Source organism: Streptomyces sp. S.PNR 29, from assembly GCF_030386795.1.
GTDB lineage: Bacteria > Actinomycetota > Actinomycetes > Streptomycetales > Streptomycetaceae > Streptomyces.
The window spans coordinates 767802-790623 of record NZ_JANUQM010000003.1; the positions used below are offsets into that span (position 1 = coordinate 767802).

The 22822-nt window shown below is 74.3% G+C and carries 6 protein-coding genes; 3 read left to right on the forward strand and 3 right to left on the reverse strand.

Annotated elements, in window-relative coordinates; translation table 11 throughout:
- Positions 1-136: 136 nt before the first annotated feature.
- The 3 genes from NW895_RS12035 to NW895_RS12045 form a co-directional block, all read right to left on the reverse strand.
- Complete coding sequence (locus tag NW895_RS12035; protein WP_289935416.1) at positions 137-1351, reverse strand: cytochrome P450; 1215 nt, start codon at positions 1349-1351, stop codon at positions 137-139.
- 160 nt (positions 1352-1511) lie between these two features.
- Positions 1512-7118, reverse strand: a complete 5607-nt coding sequence (locus tag NW895_RS12040; RefSeq protein ID WP_289935417.1) for a type I polyketide synthase — start codon at positions 7116-7118, stop codon at positions 1512-1514.
- Between the two features lie 45 nt (positions 7119-7163).
- Complete coding sequence (locus NW895_RS12045; RefSeq protein WP_289935527.1) at positions 7164-18899, reverse strand: type I polyketide synthase; 11736 nt, start codon at positions 18897-18899, stop codon at positions 7164-7166.
- A gap of 243 nt (positions 18900-19142) precedes the next feature.
- Here NW895_RS12045 and NW895_RS12050 point away from each other — a divergent pair, with 243 nt between their 5' ends.
- The 3 genes from NW895_RS12050 to NW895_RS12060 all read left to right on the forward strand — a co-directional run bounded on the left by NW895_RS12050 (position 19143) and on the right by NW895_RS12060 (position 22781).
- The gene (locus tag NW895_RS12050; protein WP_289935418.1) at positions 19143-19646 is read left to right on the forward strand and encodes a hypothetical protein; all 504 of its coding nucleotides are present in this window, start codon (positions 19143-19145) and stop codon (positions 19644-19646) included.
- Positions 19647-19706: 60 nt separating this feature from the next.
- Positions 19707-21050: a crotonyl-CoA carboxylase/reductase gene (ccrA, locus tag NW895_RS12055; protein ID WP_289935419.1), complete on the forward strand. Its 1344-nt coding sequence runs from the start codon at positions 19707-19709 to the stop codon at positions 21048-21050.
- A gap of 798 nt (positions 21051-21848) precedes the next feature.
- A complete protein-coding gene (locus NW895_RS12060) occupies positions 21849-22781 on the forward strand; it encodes a 3-hydroxybutyryl-CoA dehydrogenase (protein ID WP_289935420.1) in 933 nt (310 codons plus the stop codon).
- Positions 22782-22822: the final 41 nt, after the last annotated feature.

The following is a 22822-nucleotide window of genomic DNA, read 5'->3' on the forward strand; positions in this document are numbered from 1 at the left end:
GCGATGACACGGCGATCCCCTCCCGGCGGCGGCCGGCTCACACCGTCAGACTCGGCGCGGACATACAAAACAAGCGGACATACAAAAGGGCCCGGCAGGCTCATCGGCCTGCCGGGCCCTTCGCCGCTGGGGGCGGTCACCAGGTGATGGGGAGGCTTTCGAGGCCGCGGATGATCGAGGCGGACTTGAGCCGGAGCTCCGGCTCGGGCACCGCGAGCCGCACCGACGGCATCCGCTCCAGGATCGCCTTGAAGGCCTCCTGCAGCTCGATGCGGGCCAGCTGGGCACCCAGGCAGTAGTGGATGCCGGCACCGAAGGCCAGGTGCGGGTTGTGCTCACGAGCCAGGTCCAGCCGGTCCCCGTCCTCGAAGACCTCGGGGTCACGGTTGGCGGCGGCGACCGCGGGCAGCACCACGGCCCCGGCGGGCAGCACCGTGCCGTTGCTCAGCTCCACCTCCGCGGTGGTGAGCCGGGGGATGATGCCGCCGGTCGTGGTGAGGGGCACGAAGCGCAGCAGCTCGTCGACGGCCCGCGGAATGCCGTCGGGGTTCGCGCGCAGCTCCTCCAGCTGGTCGCGGTGGTGCAGCAGGTGCACCAGGAACATGCTGATCTGGTTGGCCGTCGTCTCATGGCCCGCGCTCAGGATGCCGATGCTCAGCGCGATGATCTCGCGGTCGGTGAGCGAGGGGTCCTCCTCGCTCACCCTGATCAGCGCGGTGATCAGGTCATCGGCGGGCTTCTCCCGCTTGCCGGCGATGAGTTCACCGAAGTACTTCACCAGGGCGACGGTCGCGGCCTCCTTCTCCACGACCTGGCTCCAGTCGCCGAGCAGCGAGTTGGACCAGGCGTGGAACGTGTCCTGGTCCTCGGCCGGCACCCCGAGGAGTTCGCAGATCACCCGGACCGGCAGCGGCACGGAGAAGGCCTTGACCAGGTCCACCGGGCGGGGCATGGTCTCCATCTCGTCGAGGAGCTCGGCGACCATCTCCGCGATACGCGGCCGCAGTTGCTCCACGTTCCGCGCGGTGAACGCCTTGGTGACCAGCTTGCGCAGCCGGGTGTGCTCCGGCGGGTCCATGCCGACGAGCGACTCGTTCATCAGCTTGCCGGTCTCGGTCTCCGACATGGCCGCGGCCGCGCTGGCCATGACCTTGCTGCTGAACCGGGAGTCGACGAGCACCTTGCGGACATCGGCGTGCTTGGTCACCATCCAGCCGGAGATGCCGTCGGGGAACTTCACCTCCACCACGGCCTCGCCGTCCCGGATCTCGGCCAGCTCAGGCGGAAGCTCGCGAACCGAGGGCGGATCGGGGAAAGGGAAGGCTACGGGCTCGGAAGGCGCTTCGGCCATGACATGCTCTCCAGATTCGTGAGGGTTCCTGAACGACCAAGGGACGGATCGGCCGGGTTTCTCGCAGGCTATGCACGCCCAGCCCCTACACCCGCCCCCTATGGCGCCCCACTCGCCGTGACGCGGACCCACCCGCCCACGGCCCGAGCAGGGCGCCCGGTCACTGCGTGGTGGTGCTGGTGTTCCTGGCCATTTCCAGCAACGCGGCCACATCCATGGACTTGATCTCCTCGCTGCGGTCGGACGGCTTCGGCTTCGCCTCCGGTCCGTCGCCCGCCAGGGCGAGCAGCGTGTCCAGGAGGCCGTGCTCCCGCAGCCGGTCCAGCGGGATGGACATCAGGGTGCGCCGCACGGCCGCCTCCCGGTCGCCCTCGGGCGTCCCCGCCCCCTCCGCCGCGTCGTCCGGGCACAACCTGCCCACCAGCAGCGCCACCAGCGCACCCAGCGTCGGATAGTCGAAGACCAGGCTGACGGGCAGGCGCAGACCGGTCGCCGCGTTGAGCTGGTTGCGCAGCTCCACCGCGGTCAGCGAGGTGAAACCGAGGTCACGGAAGGGCCGGTCCGTCTCGATCCCGTCGGGGGAGCCGTGCCCGAGCACCTCGGCGATCCGCTCGCGCACCAGCGCGTGCAGGGTCTCCTGCCGCTCGGCGGGCGTCATCTCCGCGAGCCTGCGCCGCAGCCGGCTGCCCGCGTCCTGGCTCCCGGCCTGCGCCGACCGTCGGCTCGGCACGCGGAACAGGCCGCGCAGCACCGGCGGCAGCGAGCCGGCGGCGGCCTGCGCGCGCAGCGCGGCGCCGTTCAGCCGTGCCGGGAAGAGCACCGGCTCGGCGCTGTGCCAGCCGAGGCCGAACAGCTCCAGGCCCTCCTCGGAGGGCAGCGCGGACACACCGCGCATGGGCGTGCCCGCCGAGGTCGCCTCGGTGAGACCGCCGCCCATGCCGCGCTCGGCCTCCCACAGCCCCCAGGCGAGCGACGTGGCCGCCAGCCCACGCCCGCGCCGGTGCCGGGCGAGCGCGTCGAGGAAGGTGTTGGCCGCCGCGTAGTTGCCCTGACCGGTGCCGCCGAGGGTGCCCGCGATCGAGGAGAACAGCACGAACGCGGACAGGTCCAGGCCCGCCGTCAGCTCGTGCAGATGTACCGCGGCGTCCACCTTGGGCCGGAACACCCGGTCGATCAGCTCGGGAGTCAGCGCGGCCAGCAGCGCGTTCTCGGCGGTCCCCGCGCAGTGCACCACCGCGGTCAGCGGGTGCTCGGCGGGAATCCGGCCCAGCACCGCCGCCAGTGCCTCGCGGTCCGCCGCGTCGCACGCCACCAGGGTCGCTGTCGCCCCCAGCTCACCGAGCCGCGCGAGCAGTTCGTCCGCCCCGTCCGCGTCCGGGCCCCGCCGGCTGAGCAGCAGCAGGTGCCGTACGCCGTGCCGCTCGGCCAGCCGTGTGGCGACGAGTGCGCCGAGGCCACCGGTCGCCCCCGTCACCAGCACCGTGCCCGCCGGGTCGAGCGCGTCCAGTCCCGTGCCGGGCACGTCACCGGGGGTCTCGGCGACGGGTGTCCGGGCCAGCCGCGGCACCAGCCCGGCACCCCGCCGCAGGGCGATCTCGGCCTCCCGGGCCGCGACCGCGCCCGGCACCGCCCGCACGGACTCGGGGGCGCCGTCGAGGTCCAGCAGCACGAAACGACCGGGGTTCTCCGACTGGATCGAGCGCACCAGGCCCCACAGCGCGGCGGAGCCGAGCCCGGTCACCGGGTCCTCGGGCGAGGTGCCCACGGCGTGCGCGGTGGCCACCACCAGCGGCACCGTCGCGAGCCGTTCGTCGAGGTCCTCGGAGACCCACGCGCGTGCCGCCGCCAGCACCGCACCGGCACGTTCCCGGGCGAGCACGGCGTGCCCCCGGCCGTCCGGGTCACCCGCCGTCAGATCCAGGACCACGAACGCCGGCACGGGGCCGCCCGCGTCCAGTGACGCGGCCAGCGCGGCCAGGTCGGCATGGTGCTCGGCCCCGCTGCCGGGGCCCGCCCCCAGCGGTTCGCCGGCCAGGTCCGCACCCAGGACGGCCCAGGGGGCGGCGTCGGGGGCGGGCAGCGGGACGGGCGTCCACTCCATGCTGAACAGCGAGGGATGGGTGGCGGGTCGCCCGGCGCCCGGATCCGTGACGTCGACCGGCCGCAGCAGCAGCGATCCGACCGTGACGACCGGCGCGCCGGTGCCGTCCACGGCGTGCAGGGCGACGGCGTTCTCGCCGGCGGGGGAGAGGGTCACGTGCAGCGTGGTGGCCCCGGTGGCGTGCACGGACACCGCGTTCCAGGCGAAGGGGCGCAGCGGCCCTCCGCCGGTGTCCAGCAGCTCGCCCAGGCCGACCGCGTGCAGTGCCGCGTCCAGCAGGGCGGGATGCAGAAGGTAGTCGCCCGCCGCCTCGTGCAGCTCCTGGGGGAGGCGGACCTCGGCGAAGACCTCGCGGCCGCGGGACCAGGCCGCGCGCAGGCCGTGGAAGGCCGGTCCGTAGGCGAACGGGCCGTCCTCCAACTGCTCGTACAGCTCGCTCACGTCGATGCGCTCGGCGCCGTGCGGCGGCCAGGCCGCGGGGGCGTCCTCGGGGCCGGGAGCGGCCGGGGCGAGCGCACCCGTGGCGTGCCGGATCCAGGAGCCGGCCGAGATCCCGTCGTCCGCCCGGGCGAAGAACCCGATCTCGCGGCGCCCGCTCTCGTCGGGGGCGCCCACCGTGAGCTGCAGGTCCACGCTGCCGGTCTCCGGAAGCGCGAGCGGCGCCTGCATGGTCAGTTCCTCGACGTGCGGGCACTCGACGAGGTCGCCCGCGGCCACCGCCAGCTCGACGAACGCGGTTCCCGGCAACGGGATCGTGCCCATGACGCGGTGATCGGCCAGCCACGGATGGTCGCGCAGCGACAGGCGCCCGGTCAGAACCAGGCTGTCGGACTCGGCGGGCTCCACGGCGGCCCCGAGCAGCGGGTGCCCGGGGGAGCTGAGACCGGCGGCGGTCACGTCGCCGGAGCCGGAGGCCGGCGGGCGCAGCCAGTACCGCTGCCGCTGGAAGGCGTAGGTGGGCAGGTCCACGGGCCGCGCGCCGGTGCCCTCGAAGGCCTTCGCCCAGTCGACGGGCGCGCCCGCGACATACGCCTCGGCGAACGACGCCAGCAGCCGTCCGGCGCCTCCGTCGTCGCGGCGCACGGAGCCGGAGACGTGGGCCGCGACTCCCGCATCGTCGATGATCTCCTGCACGGCCATGACGACCACGGGGTGCGGGCTGATCTCCAGCAGGATCCGGTGTCCCTCGTCGATCGTGGCGCGTACGGCGCCTTCGAAGGCGACGGTCTCCCGCATGTTCCGCAGCCAGTAGCCGGCGTCGAGCCCGGCGGTGTCCAGCTGCCCTCCGGTGACCGTGGAGTGAAACGCCACCGACGACGACCGCGGCTTCAACTCGGCCAGCTCCGCCAGCAGATCCTCGTTCAACGCGTCGACCTGCGCCGAGTGGGAGGCGTAGTCCACCGCGATACGACGGGCCCGCACCCCCGCCTCCTCGCACTCCGCCAGCAGCGCGTCCAGCGCCTCGACCTCACCGGACACCACCACCGAGGCCGGTCCGTTCACCGCCGCCACCCCGATCCGGCCCTCGAACCGGGCCAGACGCTCCTCCACCTCAGCCACCGGAAGCGCCACTGAACCCATCCCACCCCGGCCCGACAACTTCTCCCGCACCAGCCGCGAGCGCACCGCGACCACCCGCGCCCCGTCCTCCAACGACAACCCACCGGCCACACAGGCGGCGGCGACCTCACCCTGCGAGTGACCCACCACCGCCGCCGGCTCCACCCCGAACGACCGCCACACCGCAGCCAGCGACACCATCACCGCCCACAACACCGGCTGCACCACATCCACCCGCGCCCACAACGGGTCCTCGGCGTCGCGGAACACCACGTCCTTCAGCGACCAGTCCACGAACGGCGCCAGCGCCTGAGCGCACTCCTCCATGCGGGCCCGGAACACCGGCGAGGACTCCCACAGCTCCCGCCCCATACCGACCCACTGCGACCCCTGACCGGGGAAGAGGAAGACGACACCGCAGTCGGCGGCCCGCCCGGTGACCACACCGGACGCCTGCGCGCCCTCCGCCACCGCACGCACCCCGGCCAGCAACTCCTCCCGGTCCGCGCCCAGCACCACCGCACGCTGCTCGAACGCCGACCGCGTCCCGACCAGCGACACCCCGACGTCCAGCGGCGACACGCCGGGATCCGGCGCGAGACGGTCCAGCAGCCGTGCCGCCTGCGCACGCAGCGCCGCCTCACCCCGACCGGAGAGCACCCAGGGCACCGAGCCGGCCGGCGCGGGAGCTTCCGCGGCGCCCTCCGGTGCGGGCTCCTCCTCCGGGGCCTGTTCGAGGATGATGTGCGCGTTGGTCCCGCTGACGCCGAAGGAGGACACGGCGGCCCGGCGAGGACGGCCGGTCCGGGGCCAGGGCCGGTTCTCGGTCAGCAGTTCCACCGCACCCGCCGACCAGTCCACGTGCGGCGTCGGCTCGTCCACGTGCAGCGTCTTCGGCATGACTCCGTGCCGCAGCGCCATCACCGTCTTGATCACGCCGCTGACTCCGGCCGCGTACTGGGTGTGGCCGATGTTCGACTTCACCGAGCCGAGCCACAGCGGCCGGCCCTCCGGGCGGTCCTGGCCGTACGTCGCCAGCAGCGCCCGGGCCTCGATCGGGTCACCGAGCTTCGTGCCGGTGCCGTGCGCCTCGACCAGGTCGACGTCATCGGTGGCGAGACCGGCGCTGTCGAGGGTGCGCAGGATGAGCCGGCGCTGCGCGGGGCCGCTGGGCGCGGTCAGGCCGTTGCTGGCCCCGTCCTGGTTGATCCCGCTCTCCCGGACCACGGCGAGCACCCTGCGTCCGGCGCGCAGCGCGTCGGAGAGCCGTTCCAGCACGAGGACGCCGACGCCCTCGCCCCAGCCGGTGCCGTCAGCCGAGGCCGCGAACGCCTTGCACCGGCCGTCGGAGGCCAGACCGCCCTGGCGGGAGAACTCGGGGAAGGCACCCGGGGTCGCCAGCACCGACACACCACCGGCCAGCGCCAGCGATATCTCGTCCTTGCGCAGCGCCTGCACCGCCAGGTGCACGGAGACCAGCGAGGACGAACAGGCGGTGTCCACCGTCACCGCCGGGCCCTCCAGGCCCAGCAGATACGCCACCCGGCCCGAGAGCACGCTGCTGGACGTGCCGGTCAGCATGTAGCCGTCCAGGGCCTGCGGCGACGCGGCCAGCAGACCGGCGAAGTCCCCGCCCGTGCCGCCGTAGAACACCCCGGTGGCGCTGCCGCGCAGGGAACGCGGGTCGATCCGGGACCGCTCAAGCGCCTCCCACGAGGTCTCAAGGAGCAGCCGTTGCTGAGGGTCGGTCGCGATCGCCTCACGCGGCGAGATCCCGAAGAAGTCCCCGTCGAAGTCGCCCGCGCCCTGAAGGAAGCCGCCCTCCAGCGTGGTGGAGGCACCGGACTCCTGGGCGTCGGAGCGGTACAGCACGTCCACGTCCCAGCCGCGGTCGGCGGGGAAGCCGGAGATCGCGTCGACCCCCTCCGAGACCATGTGCCACAGGTCCTCCGGTGTCTCGACCCCGCCCGGGAACCGGCAGGCCATGCCGACGATCGCGATCGGCTCGCGCGCCTTGTCCTCGACCTCACGCAGCCGGCGCTGCAGTCCGCGTGCCTCAGCGACGGCTCGCTTGAGGTAGTCGCGATACTTCTCCTCGTCGGACATTCGGTAGCAGCTCCTTGGTGATGTTCCCGGGACGATCGGCGCCGGTCAGAGACCGAAGCCCTGGTCGATCGCGTCGAAGAGGTCGTCGGTGGTGGCCGTGTCGAGGTCGTCGAGCCCGTTCCCGGCGGCCGGTTCGCTCTCCGGCGCGCTCCACTTGGACACCAGCCCGCGCAGCCGCCGCAGGACCCGCTCGTGGTCACCGTCGGCCGCCGCGATCTCGGCCAGCGCGGTCTCCAGCGCGTCCACCTCCATCAGCGCCGCCTCGACACCCGACAGCCCGGCCGGCGCGAGCTCCGTCAGCAACTCCCCGGCGAGCGCCGCCGGTGTCGGATGCTCGAAGACGAGCGTGGCCGGCAGCCGCAGCCCGGTGGCCGCCCCGAGCCGGTTGCGGAACTCCACGGCGGTCAGCGAGTCGAAGCCCAGATCCTTGAAGGACTGCTCCGCCGTGACGGCCTCGGCCGACCCATGGCCCAGCACGGTGGCCGCGTTCGACCGGACCAGGTCCAGCAGCCTGCGCCGCTGCTCCGCGGGCGGCAGCCCGGCCAGCCGGGTCCGCAGCTCGGAGCCGTCCCCACCGGACCGCACCACCCGCCGGGCGGTGCCCTGCGCCAGCCCCCGGAACAGGTGCGGCACGCTGTCCGCCCCGCCGCGCAGGGCCGCCGCGGTCAGCCGGGTGACCACCTGAAGCGGTACGTCCGCCCCGACGGCCAGGTCGAACAGGGCCAGCCCCTCCTCGTCGTCCAGCGGCCGCATGCCCGCCCGCTCCATGCGCTGGACGTCGTCGTCGTCGAGGTGGCCGGTCATGCCGCTGCGCTGGGCCCAGAAGCCCCACGCGAGGGAGGTGGCGGGGAGGCCGTGGGCGCGGCGGTGGTGGGCGAGGGCGTCGAGGTAGGTGTTGGCGGCGGCGTAGTTGGCCTGGCCCGCGGTGCCGAGCTGCCCGGCCGCCGATGAGTAGAGGACGAAGGTGGTGACGGGGTGGTCGAGGGTGAGGCGGTGCAGCAGGGTCGCGGCGTCCACCTTGGGACGCAGCACGGTGTGGAGCTGGGCGTCGGTGAGGTTGGCGGTGGTGGCGTCGTCGAGGGTGCCCGCGGTGTGGATGACGGTGGTGAGGGGGTGCTCGGAGGGGATGGTGGCGAGCAGGCTCTCCAACTCGGTGGGATCGCCGGTGTCGCAGGCGGCGACGGTGACGTCGGCGCCGGCGGCGCTGAGTTCGTCGCGGAGTTCCCGGGCGCCGGGGGCGTCGGGGCCGCGCCTGCTGGTCAGGACGAGGCGGCTGACATGGTGGTGATGGACGAGGTGGCGGGCGAGCAGGGCACCGAGGGTGCCGGTGCCGCCGGTGATCAGGGCGGTGCCGTCCGGATCGATCCCGCGCGGCACGGTGAGCACGGCCTTGCCGACCAGCTTGGCCTGGCTCAGGTCCCGCATCGCCTCACGCGCCCGGCGCAGGTCGTAGACGGTGACCGGAGGCCGGCGCAGGGCCCCTTCGCGGTACAGGGCCATCACCTCGACCAGCATCTCCTGGATCCGGTCCGGCCCGGCCTCCAGCAGGTCGTACGCCTGGTAGCGCACGCCCGGATGATCCGCGGCGACCTGCTCCGGGTCACGCTTGTCGGTCTTGCCCATCTCCAGGAACCGGCCGCCCCGCGGCAGCAGCCGCAGCCCGGCCTCGACGAACTCACCGGCCAGGCAGTCCAGGACGACGTCCATGCCGCGGCCGCCGCTCGACTCCAGGAACGCCTGCTCGAACTCCAGGGTCCGCGAGTTGGCGATGTGCTTGTCGTCGAGCCCGTACTCCCGCAGCGTCCCCCACTTCCCGGGACTGGCGGTGCCGTAGACCTCCGCCCCCAGATGGCGGGCCAGCTGCACGGCCGCGACACCGACGCCGCCCGCCGCCGCGTGCACCAGCACCGATTCGCCGGGCTGAACGCCGCCCAGGTCCACCAGGCCGTAGTACGCGGTGAGATGGGTGATGGGGACCGTCGCCCCCTGCTCGAAGGACCAGTCGTCCGGCATCGGCGTCAGGAACCGGTGGTCGCACACCGCGACCGGGCCGAAGGAGTCGGAGCACAGGCCCAGCACCCGGTCGCCCACGGCCACGTTGGTCACGTCGGCCCCGACCTCCAGGACCGTGCCGGCCACGTCGCCGCCGATGCCGTTCTGCCCCTCGACCATGCCGAGGGCGACGATGACGTCCCGGAAGTTCAGCCCGACCGCGTGCACGGCGATCCGGACCTGCCCCGGCCCCAGCGGGTCCAGGACCTCGGGGCAGGGCACCAGCGCCACGTTCTCGATCGTGCCGCGGCCGGTGCTCTCCAGCCGCCACGGCACCGGCCCGGGCGGCGGCAGCAGCGCCGGATGCGAACCGGCCCGCGCCAGCCGCGGCGCCCTGACCGTGCCGCCGCGGACCGCGACCCGGGGCTCGGCACACCGCAGCGCGGCCCCGAACGCCTCCCGGGACTCGTCGTGCCCGTCCAGGTCGACCAGCGCCAGGCGCCCCGGGTTCTCGGTCTGCGCCGAGGTCACCAGACCCCAGCTCGCCGAGTTTCCGAGGTCGGTGACGTCCTCGTCGTCGCCCGCGGCGACCGCGCCGGAGGTCACGAGCACCAGCGTCGAGTCCGCGAACCGGTCGTCGGCGAGCCAGGCACGCAGCCACCGGAGCGTCTCCTGCGCCGCCGCGTGCGCCGCCGCCGCGGGATCGTCCGCCGCAGCGGGCGCCAGGCAGCGGACCACGGTGTCCGGGACGGGGCCGCGGGCGGCCAGTTCGTCCAGGCCGGACACCACCACCGCGCCCGCGTCCGCACCGGCCAGCCCGAACGGGTCGTCACCGACGATCGCGTACGACCCGTCCGGCTCGCCGTCCTCGGCCTCGGCGGGCACGACGGCCCAGTCAAGATGGAGCAGCGCCTCTTCCAGCGCCGCGTTCGCCGGCCGGCCCAGGTCGGCGGGCCGGGTCACCAGCGACCGCACCGACACCACCGGCTCCCCGGCCTCGTCGGTGAGCAGCACCGACAGCTGCTCACCGGACGGGGTCAGCCGCACCCGCGCCGTCGTCGCCCCGGTCGCGTACAGATGCACCCCGGTCCAGGAGAACGGCAGCCGCACCCCCGTCTCCGCATCCGCGGCGAACGCCATGGCGTGCAGCGCGGCGTCCAGCAGCGCGGGATGGACGCCGTAACGCGCCGCCTCCTCCCGCTCGGACTCCGGCAGCCGGATCTCGGCGAACAACTCCTCACCGCGCCGCCACACCGCGTGCAGGCCCCGGAAGGCCGGACCGTAGTGGTAACCCCCCTCGGCGAGCTGCTCGTAGACGCCCTCCGCCGCCACCGGTTCCGCCCCGGCCGGCGGCCAGGCCGTGTCCGGCGAGGGTTCCCCGGCCGTCTCCCGGCTCAGGGCACCGGACGCGTGCAGCACCCAGCCGCCCTCCCCGGTACGGGAGTGCACGGTGACCGTGCAGCGGCCCGAGTCGCCGTCCGGTGTGGCCCGGACCTGCACCGTCACCTCGTCCTTGGCGCCGTCGGCCAGCAGCAGCGGCGCGTGCAGGGTGAGTTCCTCCAGATGCGGCAGGCCCAGCTGGTCGCCCGCCCGGATCGCCAGGTCCACGAAGGCGGTGCCCGGCAGCAGGGCCGTGCCCGAGACGGCGTGGTCGAGCAGCCAGGGATGACTGCGCCCGGAGAGCCGGCCGGTGAGCAGCACGCCCTCGCCGCCCGCCAGCGCCACGGCCGCGCCCAGCAGCGGATGGTCCGCCGCCTGAAGCCCCGTCGCCGTCAGATCGCCCGTGCCGCGGCGGGACTCCAGCCAGAACCGGCGGCGCTGGAAGGCATAGGTGGGCAGATCCACCGGCGGCCGGGAGCCGGGTGCGGTGAGCACCGGCGACCAGTCGACCTCGACGCCCAGCACATCCAGTTCGGCCACCGAGGTGCGCCAGCGCCGTGCGCCGCCGTCGTCCCTGCGCAGCGAACCCACCGCCACCGCGGTTCGTCCCGCCGCGTCGATGGTGTCCTGCACCGAGGGCACCAGCACCGGATGCGGACTGATCTCCGCGAAGACCGTGCAGCCCTGGTCGAGCGCCGCGCGCGTCGCCGCCTCGAACTCCACGGTGTGCCGCAGATTGCGGTACCAGTACCCGGCGTCCAGCTCCGCGGTGTCCAAGAGGGCACCGGTGAGGGTCGAGAAGAACGGCACGGTCGTCGAGCGCGGCCTGATCCCCTCCAGCGCGGCGGCCAGATCGGCCTCGATCGCCTCCACCTGAGCGGTGTGCGAGGCGTAGTCCACCGGGATGCGCCGGGCCCGTACGCCGTCGCCGTCGCACCGGGCGAGCAGCTCGTCCAGCGCGTCCGGCTCGCCCGCCACCACGGTGCTGGACGGCCCGTTCACGGAGGCCACCGAAATCCGCCCCGGCCAGCCGGCGATCAGCTCCCGCGCCGCCGCAGCGGGCAGCGCCAGCGACACCATGCCGCCCCGCCCGGCCAGCGTCGACCCGATCGCCTTGGCCCGCAGCGCGACGACCCGGGCACCGTCGTCGAGACCCAGGGCCCCACAGACACAGGCGGCGGCGATCTCGCCCTGCGAGTGGCCGATCACGGCCTCCGGTTCGACGCCGTACGCCCGCCACAGCGCGGCCAGCGACACCATCACCGCCCACAGCGCCGGCTGCACCACGTCCACCCGGTCCCACGGCGGCGTGCCCGGCTCCTGCCGCAGCACGGCGAGCAGCGACCAGTCGACGTACGGGCTCAGCGCCCGCTCGCACTCCAGCATCCGGTCCCGGAAGACGGGCTCGGAGTCCAGCAGCTCGGCCGCCATGCCCGCCCACTGCGCTCCCTGGCCCGGGAAGACGAAGACGACACGGCTCTCACCGAGCACCGAACCCGTCACCACGCCCGGCGGCAGCGCCCCGTCCGGCTCCTCGGCCAGGCGCGCCAGCCCGGCCGCACCCGCCAGCAGCTCCTCCCGGTCGCCGCCCAGCACCACCGCGCGGTGGGACAGCCGGGCCCTGCCCGACAGGGCGACGGCGACGTCCGCCGGGGCCAGCCCCGGGCGCTCCGTGACATGGGCGACGAGGCGTTCGGCCTGGGCGTACAGCGCGGACCGGCTGTGCGCGGAGACCACCCACGGCAGCACCCCGCCCGGGACCGGCCCGGAAGGCTCCGCCGGCTCCTCGGCCGGCGGCTGTTCGAGGATGACGTGGGCGTTGGTGCCGCTGATCCCGAAGGAGGACACCCCGGCCCGGCGCGGACGGCCCGTGTCCGGCCACGGCTGCTGCTCGGCGAGCAGTTCCACCGTGCCCGGGGACCAGTCGACCTCGGGTGTCGGCTGGTCCACGTGCAGGGTCCTGGGCAGCACCCCGTGGCGCATCGCCATGACCATCTTGATGATGCCCGCGGCACCGGCCGCCGCCTGCGTGTGCCCCATGTTGGACTTGACCGAGCCCAGCCACAGCGGCTGTTCGGCGGTCCGCGCCCGGCCGTAGGTCGCCAGCAGCGCCTGCGCCTCGATCGGGTCGCCCAGGGTCGTGCCGGTACCGTGCGCCTCCACCGCGTCGACGTCCGCGAAGCCGAGCCGCGCGGCGGACAGCGCCTGCTCGATGACCCGCTGCTGGGCGGGGCCGTTGGGTGCGGTCAGGCCGTTGGACGCGCCGTCCTGGTTGACCGCGCTGCCGCGCACCACGGCCAGCACCGGATGGCCGTTGCGGCGGGCGTCCGACAGCCTCTCGACCAGCAGCAGACCGGCGCCCTCGCCCCAGCCCGTGCCGTCCGCGCCCGCCGCGAAGGACCGGCAGCGGCCGTCGGGGGACAGCCCGCCCTGCCGGGACAGCTCCACGAACACGCCCGGGGTGGACATGACGGTCACACCGCCGGCCAGCGCCAGGTCGCACTCCCCGCTGCGCAGCGCCTGCACCGCCAGATGCAGGGCCACCAGGGAGGAGGAGCACGCCGTGTCGAGGGTGACCGCGGGCCCTTCCAGACCCAGCGTGAACGCGATACGGCCCGAGGCCACGCTGCCGGCCGAGCCGGTCCCGATGAGCCCCTCGACCTCCTCGGGCAGCCCGTCACGGTCGGCGCCGTAGTCGTGGTACATCACGCCGGCGAACACCCCGGTCCGGCTGCCGCGCAGCGCGCGCGGATCGATCCCGGCCCGCTCCAGCGCCTCCCACGACGTCTCCAGGAGCAGCCGCTGCTGCGGGTCCATGGCCAGTGCCTCGCGGGGCGAGATACCGAAGAACTCCGGGTCGAACTCGGCCGCGTCGAGCAGGAACCCGCCCTCGCGCACATACGACGTGCCCGGCCTGGTCCCTTCCGGGTCGTACAGCTCCTCCACGTCCCAGCCGCGGTCGTCGGGCATGCCGGCGATGACGTCCCGGCCGGCCGCCACCAGGTCCCACAGCTCCTCCGGCGTGGCCACCCCGCCGGGATAGCGGCAGGCCATGCCCACGATGGCGATCGGCTCCCCGGACTCCACGGCGGCCGGCCGCGGCACGTCCACCGCCGGCCCGTGGCCGAGCAGCTCGTCCAGCAGGAAGTCCACCACCGCCGACGGCGTCGGACGGTCGAAGACCAGGGTCGCGGGCAGCCTCAGCCCGGTCGCGGCACCCACCGCGTTGCGCAGTTCGATGGCGGCCAGGGAGTCGAAGCCCAGCTCCCGGAAGGTCCGCTTCGCGTCCAGCGCGTCGGGCGTGGCATGGCCCAGCGCGGTCGCCGCGCTGGAGCGGACCAGGTCCAGCAGGACGCGCGCGCGTTCCGGCTCCGGCAGCTCCCGCAGCCGGGCCGCGAACGCCGAGCCCGCACCGGCCGGTTCGACCGCGCCGGCCGCCCGCCGCACCGGGATCCGCACCAGGCCCCGGAACAGCGCGGGCAGCGTGCCCGCGGCCGCCTGGGAGCGCAGCGCGCCGAGGTCCAGCGGCAACGGCGCCACGACCGGCGCGTCCAGCGCGACCGCCGCGTCGAACAGGGCCAGGCCCTGCTCCTCGGAGATCGCCGGCATGCCCGCCTCGGCCAGGCGGCGCAGGGTCTGCTCGTCGTCGAGGTGGCCGGTCATGCCGCTGGGCCCCGCCCAGAAGCCCCAGGCGAGAGAGATGGCGGGGTGGCCCTCGGCACGCCGGTGCTGGGCGAGGGCGTCCAGGTAGGCGTTGGCGGCGGCGTAGTTGGCCTGTCCCGCGGCGCCCAGTTGTCCGGCGGCGGAGGAGTAGAGCACGAAGGCGGTGACCGGGTGGTGCCGGGTGAGGGTGTGCAGATGGTGGGCGGTGTCGGCCTTGGCGCTCAGGACCGTGTGGAGCTGGCTGTCCGTGAGGTTGGTGGTGGTGGCGTCGTCGAGGATGCCCGCGGTGTGGACGACGGTGGTCAGGGGGTGGTCGGCGGGGATGGAGTCGATGAGCCCGGCCAGTTGCCCGGCGTCGGTGGTGTCGCAGGCGGCGACGGTGACGTCGGCGCCGGCTTCGGTGAGCTCGTCGCGCAGCTCCCGGGCGCCGGGCGCGTCGAGGCCGCGCCTGCTGGTCAGGACGAGGCGGGTGACGTGGTGGTGATGGACGAGGTGGCGGGCGAGGAGGGCACCGAGGGTGCCGGTGCCGCCGGTGATCAGGGCGGTGCCGTCCGGATCGATCCCCCGCTGCGGCCGCGTGCCCGTGGCCCGGGTCAGCCGCGGCGCGAGGACCCGGCCCGCCCGCAGGGCCACTCGTGGCTCCTCCGCTCCGACCGCGGCACGCAGCGCGGCCAGGGACTCGGCGGCGCCGTCGAGGTCCACGACGGCGATCCGGCCCGGGTTCTCGGTGACGGCCGAGCCGAGCAGACCCCACACGGCCGCCTGCGCCGGATCGGGGGCCGCGCCCTCTTCGGTGGCCACCGCGTTCGACGTCACCATCACCAGCCGGGCCGTCCGGAACCGCTCGTCGGCCAGCCACGACCGCAGCAGCCGAAGGGCCCGCGCGGCGGCGTCGTGCGCGGCCCGGGCGTCAGCGGAGCCGTCGGACACCCCGGCCGGGACGACGACGCACTCCGGCACGCCACCGCCCGCGTCCACCGCGGCGCCCAGCCCGGCGAGATCGTCGTACCGCTCCGCACCGGCGAGGTCCGCCAGCGGCCCCGCGCCCAGCACGGCCCAGCGGCCCTCCGGTGCCACCTGGCCGACCGGCACCCAGGAGGGCACGAGCAGCGCGTCGCGGGCGGTGTCCGGCGCCGTCGGCCGGGCGGCGGGCCGCACCACCAGTGAGTCCACCGTGGCCACCGGCCGGCCGGCGGTGTCGGCGAACAGCAGCGCCAGCGTGTCCGGGCCGGTCGGGGTCAGCCGTACCCGCACCCGATCGGCACCCGCCGCGTGCAGGGACACCCCGCGCCACGCGAACGGCAGCCTGCCCTGCTGCTCCCGGCCGAACTCGCCCGGCACGAAGGCGGACGCGTGCAGCGCGGCGTCGGCCAGAGCCGGATGCAGCCCGAACTCCCCGGCGTCACCGGCGGACGCCTCGGGCAGCCGCACCTCGGCGTACACCTCCTCGCCGAGCCGCCACACCGCGCGCAGCCCCTGGAACACCGGGCCGTAGTGGAAGCCGGCCGCCGCGAAGTCCGCGTAGAGACCGGCGATGTCCACCTCCTCGGCACCCGCGGGCGGCCACGCCGACAGATCCTCGTCCGGCAGGCCGCGGGCCTCGGTGAGGACGCCGTCGGCGTGCCGCGTCCACACGTCCTCGGCGGACTGCTCGGGCTGCGCGTACAGGCCGAACTCGCGCTCGCCCGCCGCGTTCTCGGCACCCACCGTGAGCTGGACACGCAGTCCGCCCTCGGCCGGCAGGACGAGCGGCACCTCCAGCGTGAGGTCCGCCACCCGGTCCAGCCCGAGGTGCCCGCCCGCCCACAGCGCCAGCTCCGCCACGGCCGTGCCGGGCAGCAGCACCGTGCCGTCGATCGCGTGGTCCGCAAGCCACGGATGACTGTCGGCGGACAGCCGCCCCGTGAACAGCCGGCCGCCCTCGGCGGCGGGGACCACCGTGGCGCCCAGCAAGGGGTGCTCGGCGGGGACCAGACCCGCCGCGGCCACATCACCCGTCCCGGGCACGCCCCGCAGCCAGTACCGCGTGCCCTGGAAGGCGTACGTCGGCAGCGGCACCCGCGTCGGACGGGAGCCGAAGAACGCCGCCCAGTCGATGTCCACCCCGGCCGTGTGCGCGTGCGCCAGCAGGGCCGTCAGCGTGCGGACCTCCGAGCGCTGCCGGCGCAGCGCGGGCACGGCGACGGCGTCCGCAGCGCCGGCGTCCGCCGTCAGCGTCTCCTCCACCATGGAGGTCAGCGCGGCGTCGGCGCCCAGTTCGAGGAAGACGCTCACGCCCTCGGCGGCGAGGGTGCGCACCACCTCGTGGAAGCGGACCGGCTCCCGCACCTGCCGCGCCCAGTACGCCGGGTCCGCCCAGTCGGCCGGTTCGAGGACGGTGCCCGTCACGCTGGAGACCACCGGGATGACCGGCTCGCCGAACGACAGCCGCCCGGCGACCTGCCGCAGCTCCTCGACCACCGGATCCATCAGCGGGGAGTGGAAGGCGTGGCTCACCGGCAGCCGCCGGGTCCTGCGCCCCAGCTCGGTGAAGTGCGCCGCGATCGACGAGACCACATCCTCGTCGCCCGACACCACCACCGATCCCGGCCCGTTGACCGCCGCGATGCCGGCCACCGGCTCGTGGCCGGCCAGCAGCGGCAGCACCTCCTCCCGGGTCGCCGCCACCGACACCATCGCGCCGCCCTCGGGCAGCTCCTGCATCAGCCGGCCCCGGGCGGTGACCAGTTCACAGGCGTCGGACAGGGACAGCAGCCCCGACACATGGGCGGCGGTCAGCTCACCCACCGAATGCCCGGACAGCAGCCGCGGCCGCACGCCCCACTCCTGAAGCAGCCGGAACAGCGCCACCCCGAGCGCGAACGTCGCCGACTGCGTGTACAGCGTCCGGTCCAGCAGCCGCGCCCCGTCGCTGTCCGGGGCGGAGAACAGCAGCGGACGCAGCGGCCGGTCCAGCCGCGTGTCCAGCTCGTCGCACACCTCGTCCAGAGCCCGCGCGAACGCCGGGAACGTCTCGTACAACTCCTGGCCCATGCCCGGCCGCTGGGCGCCCTGCCCGGTGAACAGCAGGGCGCTGCGCACCTCGTCGGCGACCCCGCTCACCAGCCCGGCCGGGCTGCCGCCCGCCGCCAGCTCGGCCAGGGCGGCCAGCAGGCCGGCGCGGTCCTCGACCGGCAGCACCGCGCGGTGCTCGAACGCGGTGCGGGTGGTCGCCAGCGCGCACGCCACGTCGGCCGGCGCCAGCTCGGGCCGGTCCAGCAGATGCGCGTGCAGCCGGGCGGCCTGCGCCGGCAGCGCCCCGGCGGTGGCCGCGGACAGCAGCACCGGCACCACCGGCAGCGCGACGGGTGCGGCGGCGCCCGTGTCCTCGTCCGGCGCCTGCCGCGGGGCGAGGTCGGCCGGTTCCGGTTCCTCCAGGATGACGTGCGCGTTGGTGCCGCTGATCCCGAACGAGGACACCCCGGCCCGCCGGGGCCGGTCGGTGCGCGGCCAGGCGCGGTTCTCGGTCAGCAGCTCCACCGCGCCCGCCGACCAGTCCACCTCGGGGGTGGGACGGTCGACGTGCAGCGTCCGGGGCAGCTGTTCGTGCCGCATCGCCAGGATCATCTTGATGACCCCGGCGGCGCCGGCGGCGGCCTGGGTGTGGCCGATGTTCGACTTGATCGAGCCGAGCCGCAGCGGGCGGTCGGCGGGGCGGTCCTGGCCGTAGGTGGCCAGCAGCGCCTGCGCCTCGATCGGGTCGCCGAGGGTCGTGCCCGTACCGTGCGCCTCGACCACGTCGACGTCCGCGGAGCCGAGCCGGGCGGAGGCCAGGGCCTGCCGGATCACCCGCTGCTGCGAAGGGCCGTTGGGGGAGGTGAGACCGTTGGACGCGCCGTCCTGGTTCACCGCGCTGCCCCGCACCACGGCCAGGACCTGATGGCCCTTGCGCCGGGCGTCCGAGAGCCGTTCCACGACGAGCAGCGCGGAGCCCTCGCCCCAGCCGACACCGTCGGCGGCGGCCGCGAACGACTTGCACCTGCCGTCGCGCGCGAGGCCGCGCTGCCGGGAGTTCTCCACGAAAGTGGCGGGGGTGGACATGACCGTCGCGCCGCCCGCCAGCGCCAGATCGCACTCCTCGTCCCGCAGCGCCTGCACCGCGAGGTGCAGGGCGACCAGCGAGGACGAGCAGGCTGTGTCGATGGTGACGGCCGGACCCTCCAGGCCGAGGAAGTACGAGATCCGCCCCGAGGCCACGCTGGCGGCCGTGCCCGTGCTCAGATAGCCCTCGACCTCGTCGGGCAGCGTGCCCGGACCGGTGGCGTAGTCGTGGTACATCAGGCCGGTGAACACACCGGTGCGCGAGCCGGCCAGGGACCGCGGGTCCAGCCCGGAGTTCTCCAGCGCCTCCCACGCCGTCTGCAGCAGCAACCGCTGCTGCGGGTCCATCGCGAGGGCCTCGCGCGGAGAGACACCGAAGAACTCGGCGTCGAACTCGGTGGCTTCGGCGACGAACCCGCCCTCCATGGCATAGGAGGTGCCGGAGTGGTCGGGATCCGGGTCGTAGAGCGTGCCGAGGTCCCAGCCGCGGTCCGTCGGCATACCGGTGATGGCGTCCTCGCCGCGCAGCACGAGATCCCACAGCTCGTCGGGGGAGCCGACCCCGCCGGGCAGCCGGCAGGCCATTCCTACGATGGCGATGGGCTCGGCGCCGTCTGCCTCAAGTTTCCTGATCCGCCGATGAGCCTGCCGCAGATCGGCTGCCATCTTCTTGAGGTAATCAACCAGCTGCGCTTCGTTCGTCACCTGAACCCGCCCGAGAGATTGGCATACCGCGCCCTTCGGCGCCGAAGGTAGGCGCTGATCGCCCCTAGCCGCGTCCCCGTAGCCACCCCAGAAGCCCGGCCACGGGGAATGGGGAGACGATAGGGGTTGGCGTTAGGGGTCGCGCCGTGCATAGCATGCAGAGAATTCCCGTGTGTGCCATCCAGAATCGGAGTGAGTCCCGCAATGAGTGTTTCCGAGCAGGAATCCGCACCTTCCGCGGAGCAGGAATTCGTCAAGCCGCCGGCGCCGGAAAAGATGCGCGACCTTGATTTCCTGCTCGGTGACTTCCGCGCGGAGTGGACGAACTTCACCGCCGACCCGCCCACCAAGGGAACCGCCTCCTGGAACACGGCGTCGACCTTCTCCGGGCATGCCTACGAAATGACGCAGCGGGTGGCCGAGCACGACCTCACGGGCCGTTTCATCGTCCAGTGGGTCGAGTCGGAGTCGGCATTCTCCGGCTACTACTACGACGACTGGGGCAACCGTACCCTCCTCACCTCCGAGGGCTGGCAGGACGGCTATCTCGCTTTCACCGGCGAATGCGTCGGCTTCGGGAAGTCCTTCCTGCTCAAAGAACGGTATGAAATCGTCGACGAGAAGCACTACGTCAAGCGCGGTTTCATCAAGTTCGAGGAGAACGGCGACTGGATTCCCGCCGACGAAGTGCACTGCTACCGCGACTAGGCCCGACAATGCGGCGCACGGACCTGTACCGGGCCGTGCGAATCCCGGGAAAGGCGAACCATGACCTCTCTGTCGGAAGCGGTCCGGGCGGGCGCGCCCCCGCAGGAGCTTGAGCGCCTGGCGCTGCCCGCGGAATACACCGCGGCGTATCTGCGCGCCGAGGACGCGGAGATGTTCCAGGGCGTGGCGGACAAGGACGTCCGCAAGTCACTGCGGGTCGGGCCGGTGCCGATGCCCGAACTGGCGCCGGACGAGGTGCTGGTGGCCGTCATGGCCAGCGCCGTCAACTACAACACCGTGTGGTCGGCGATCTTCGAGCCGCTGCCCACCTTCCGCTTCCTGCAGCAGTTCGCCGCGCAGGGAGGCTGGGCGGCGCGGCACGACCTGCCGTACCACGTGCTGGGGTCGGACGGCGCCGGCGTGGTGGTGCGCACCGGGTCCGGCGTGCGGCACTGGAAGACCGGCGACCATGTGGTGGTCAGCTGCGTCCAGGTCGACGACCAGGAGGCGGCCACGCAGGCCGACGGGATGCTCGGCGCCGAGCAGCGCATCTGGGGTTTCGAGACCAACTTCGGCGGCCTCGCCCACTACGCGGTGGTGCGGGCCAGCCAGCTGATCCCCAAGCCCGGCCACCTCACCTGGGAGGAGGCGGCCTGCAGTCCGCTGTGCGCGGGCACCGCGTACCGGATGCTGGTCAGCGACCGGGGCGCGCGGCTCAAGCAGGGCGACGTCGTGCTGATCTGGGGTGCGGCCGGCGGCCTCGGCGCCTACGCGGTGCAGCTGGTCAAGAACGGCGGCGGCATTCCGGTCGGTGTCGTCAGCTCGCCCGAGAAGGCGGAGGCGGCTCGGCGGCTCGGCTGTGACGTGGTGATCGACCGTGCGGAGATCGGCGTCGACGACCGCACGGCGGACGACCCGGCGGCGGTGATCGAGGCGGGCAAGCGGCTCGGCCGCATCATCCGCCGGGAGGTGGGGGAGGACCCGCACATCGTCTTCGAACACGTGGGCCGGGCCACCTTCCCGATCTCCGTGTTCGTGGTCCGCCGCGGCGGCACGGTGGTGACCTGCGGCTCCAGCTCGGGCTATCAGCACGGGTACGACAACCGGTACCTGTGGATGAAGCTGAAGCGCATCATCGGCAGCCACGCCGCGAACCTCCAGGAACAGTGGGAGCTGAACCGGCTGGTGTCCCTCGGCCGGATCGTGCCGACCCTCTCCGCGGTCTACCCCCTCACGGAGATCGCCGAGGCCGCCCGCTCCGTCCAGACCAACCGTCACATCGGCAAGGTCGGCGTCCTCTGCCTGGCCGACGGCCCCGGCCAGGGCGTCACCGACCCCGCCCAACGCGCCCGCGTGGGCGAGGACCGTCTCAACCTCCTGCGCGACCTCACCCCGACCCCCTGACCCGCACCACCCGAGCGGCTGCCACCGGCGACCCCGGCCGGCCGCCCGGCCGCAGCACCGCCGCGCCGGACGGCCCTCACGGCCTGCCGACCGGGCCGTGCACCCACACGCCCCCAGCGGCCCGCGCCGGCGACCCCGGCCGGCCGCCCGGCCGCAGCACCGCCGCGCCGGCCTGCCCTCTGACGGGGCCGACCGAGCGGCGTACGAGCGACCCAGCGGTCCGCTGGGCGGCCTCTCGACGGGGGCCTGACCCGGCGGTGCACGCGCGCCCTCAGCGGCCCGCGCCGGACGGCCCTCACGGCCTGCCGACCGTCCCGTGCAGTCACGCCTCCAGCGGTCAGCGCCGGTGACCCCGGCCAGCCGCACGACCCCGGCGGCCCGCGCCCGGCGCCCCCGGACGGGAGCCGAGCCGAGCCGCGCACCCGCGCCCCCGGCAGCCCGCGCCGGGCCCCGACAGGGAGCCCGGCGACCGGTGCACCGCAGCCCGCGCCGACCACCCCCGGCCCCGTCGCGCCCATCCGCCGCACCACCGTACGGCTGGACTCCCGTCCCACCGGACCGCCCCGCCGCACCACCGTACGGCTGGACCCCCGTCCCACCGGACCGCCCAGCCCCGCTACGCACAGCCGGCTACTCGCCGCCAGCCCACAGGACCGTCCCCCGGCCCCGTAGCCCCATTCCGCCCCACCACCCCCGCATACCACCACCACGGCCGAGCCAGGTCACCGGTCGCTCGGCGACGGAGCCGAGTGCTGTCACGGTCGCCGTCGGTCGGGACCGGTTCGAAGGAGATGTGAGATGAGCACAGCGACGGCTGTTTCCGTGACGCCCGACCCGGCGGCGGAGCCCGCCCTGGCGGAGGAGACCGCGGCGGCCCTGGCGATCCGGCGCGTCGGTGTGGTCGGGTGCGGGGTGATGGGCGCGGGACTGGCCGAGGTGTGCGCCCGGGCCGGACGCGACGTACTGGTCGCCGCTTCCGGACCGGAGGGGCTCGCGCGCGGGCGTGCGCGACTGGAACGCTCCCTCGCCGCCGGCGTCCGCCGCGGCAAGGCCACCGAGGCGGAGCGCGACGCCGCCCTGGCACGGGTCACTTTCACCACCGACCTCGCCGACCTGCGCGACCGCCAGCTCGTCCTGGAGGCGGCCCCCGAGCACGAGCCCACCAAGCTGCGCCTCTTCCGCACCCTCGACGAGATCGTGGAGGACCCGCAGGCGATCCTGGCCTCCAACACCTCCGCCCTGTCGATCATGCGGCTGGCCCGCGCCACCGGCCGCCCCGGCCAGGTCCTGGGCCTGCACTTCTTCAACCCGGCCCCGGTGCTGCCCCTGGTGGAGGTGGTCGGCTCACTGCTCACCGACGACCGCACCCGCCGTATCGCCGCGGAGTTCGCCACCACGGTGCTCGGCAAGCAGGTCGTCCAGGCCGCCGACCGCTCCGGCTTCGTGGTGAACGCCCTGCTGATCCCGTACCTGCTGGCGGCCGTCAGGATGCACGAGTCGGGCTTCGCCACCGCCGAGGACATCGACAAGGCCATGACCCTGGGCTGCTCCCACCCCATGGGCCCCCTCGCGCTCGCGGACCTCATCGGCCTGGACACCGTCGCGGCCATCGGCACGGCCCTGTACGAGGAGTTCAGGGAGCCCACGTACGCCGTGCCGCCACTGCTGTCGCGCATGGTCGACGGCGGGCTGCTGGGGCGTAAGTCCGGCCAAGGCTTCTACACGTATTGATCGCATCGGTTTGAGCGTATTGACCCGCAAATGCGGCCCCC

Excerpts from the sequence above, each read along its gene's own strand:
- NW895_RS12045 (WP_289935527.1), bottom strand. The coding sequence starts at position 18,899 with ATGGCAGCCGATCTGCGGCAGGCTCATCGGCGGATCAGGAAACTTGAG.
- NW895_RS12060 (WP_289935420.1), top strand. The coding sequence starts at position 21,849 with ATGAGCACAGCGACGGCTGTTTCCGTGACGCCCGACCCGGCGGCGGAG.
- ccrA (WP_289935419.1), top strand. The coding sequence starts at position 19,707 with ATGACCTCTCTGTCGGAAGCGGTCCGGGCGGGCGCGCCCCCGCAGGAG.
- NW895_RS12040 (WP_289935417.1), bottom strand. The coding sequence starts at position 7,118 with ATGTCCGACGAGGAGAAGTATCGCGACTACCTCAAGCGAGCCGTCGCT.
- NW895_RS12035 (WP_289935416.1), bottom strand. The coding sequence starts at position 1,351 with ATGGCCGAAGCGCCTTCCGAGCCCGTAGCCTTCCCTTTCCCCGATCCG.
- NW895_RS12050 (WP_289935418.1), top strand. The coding sequence starts at position 19,143 with ATGAGTGTTTCCGAGCAGGAATCCGCACCTTCCGCGGAGCAGGAATTC.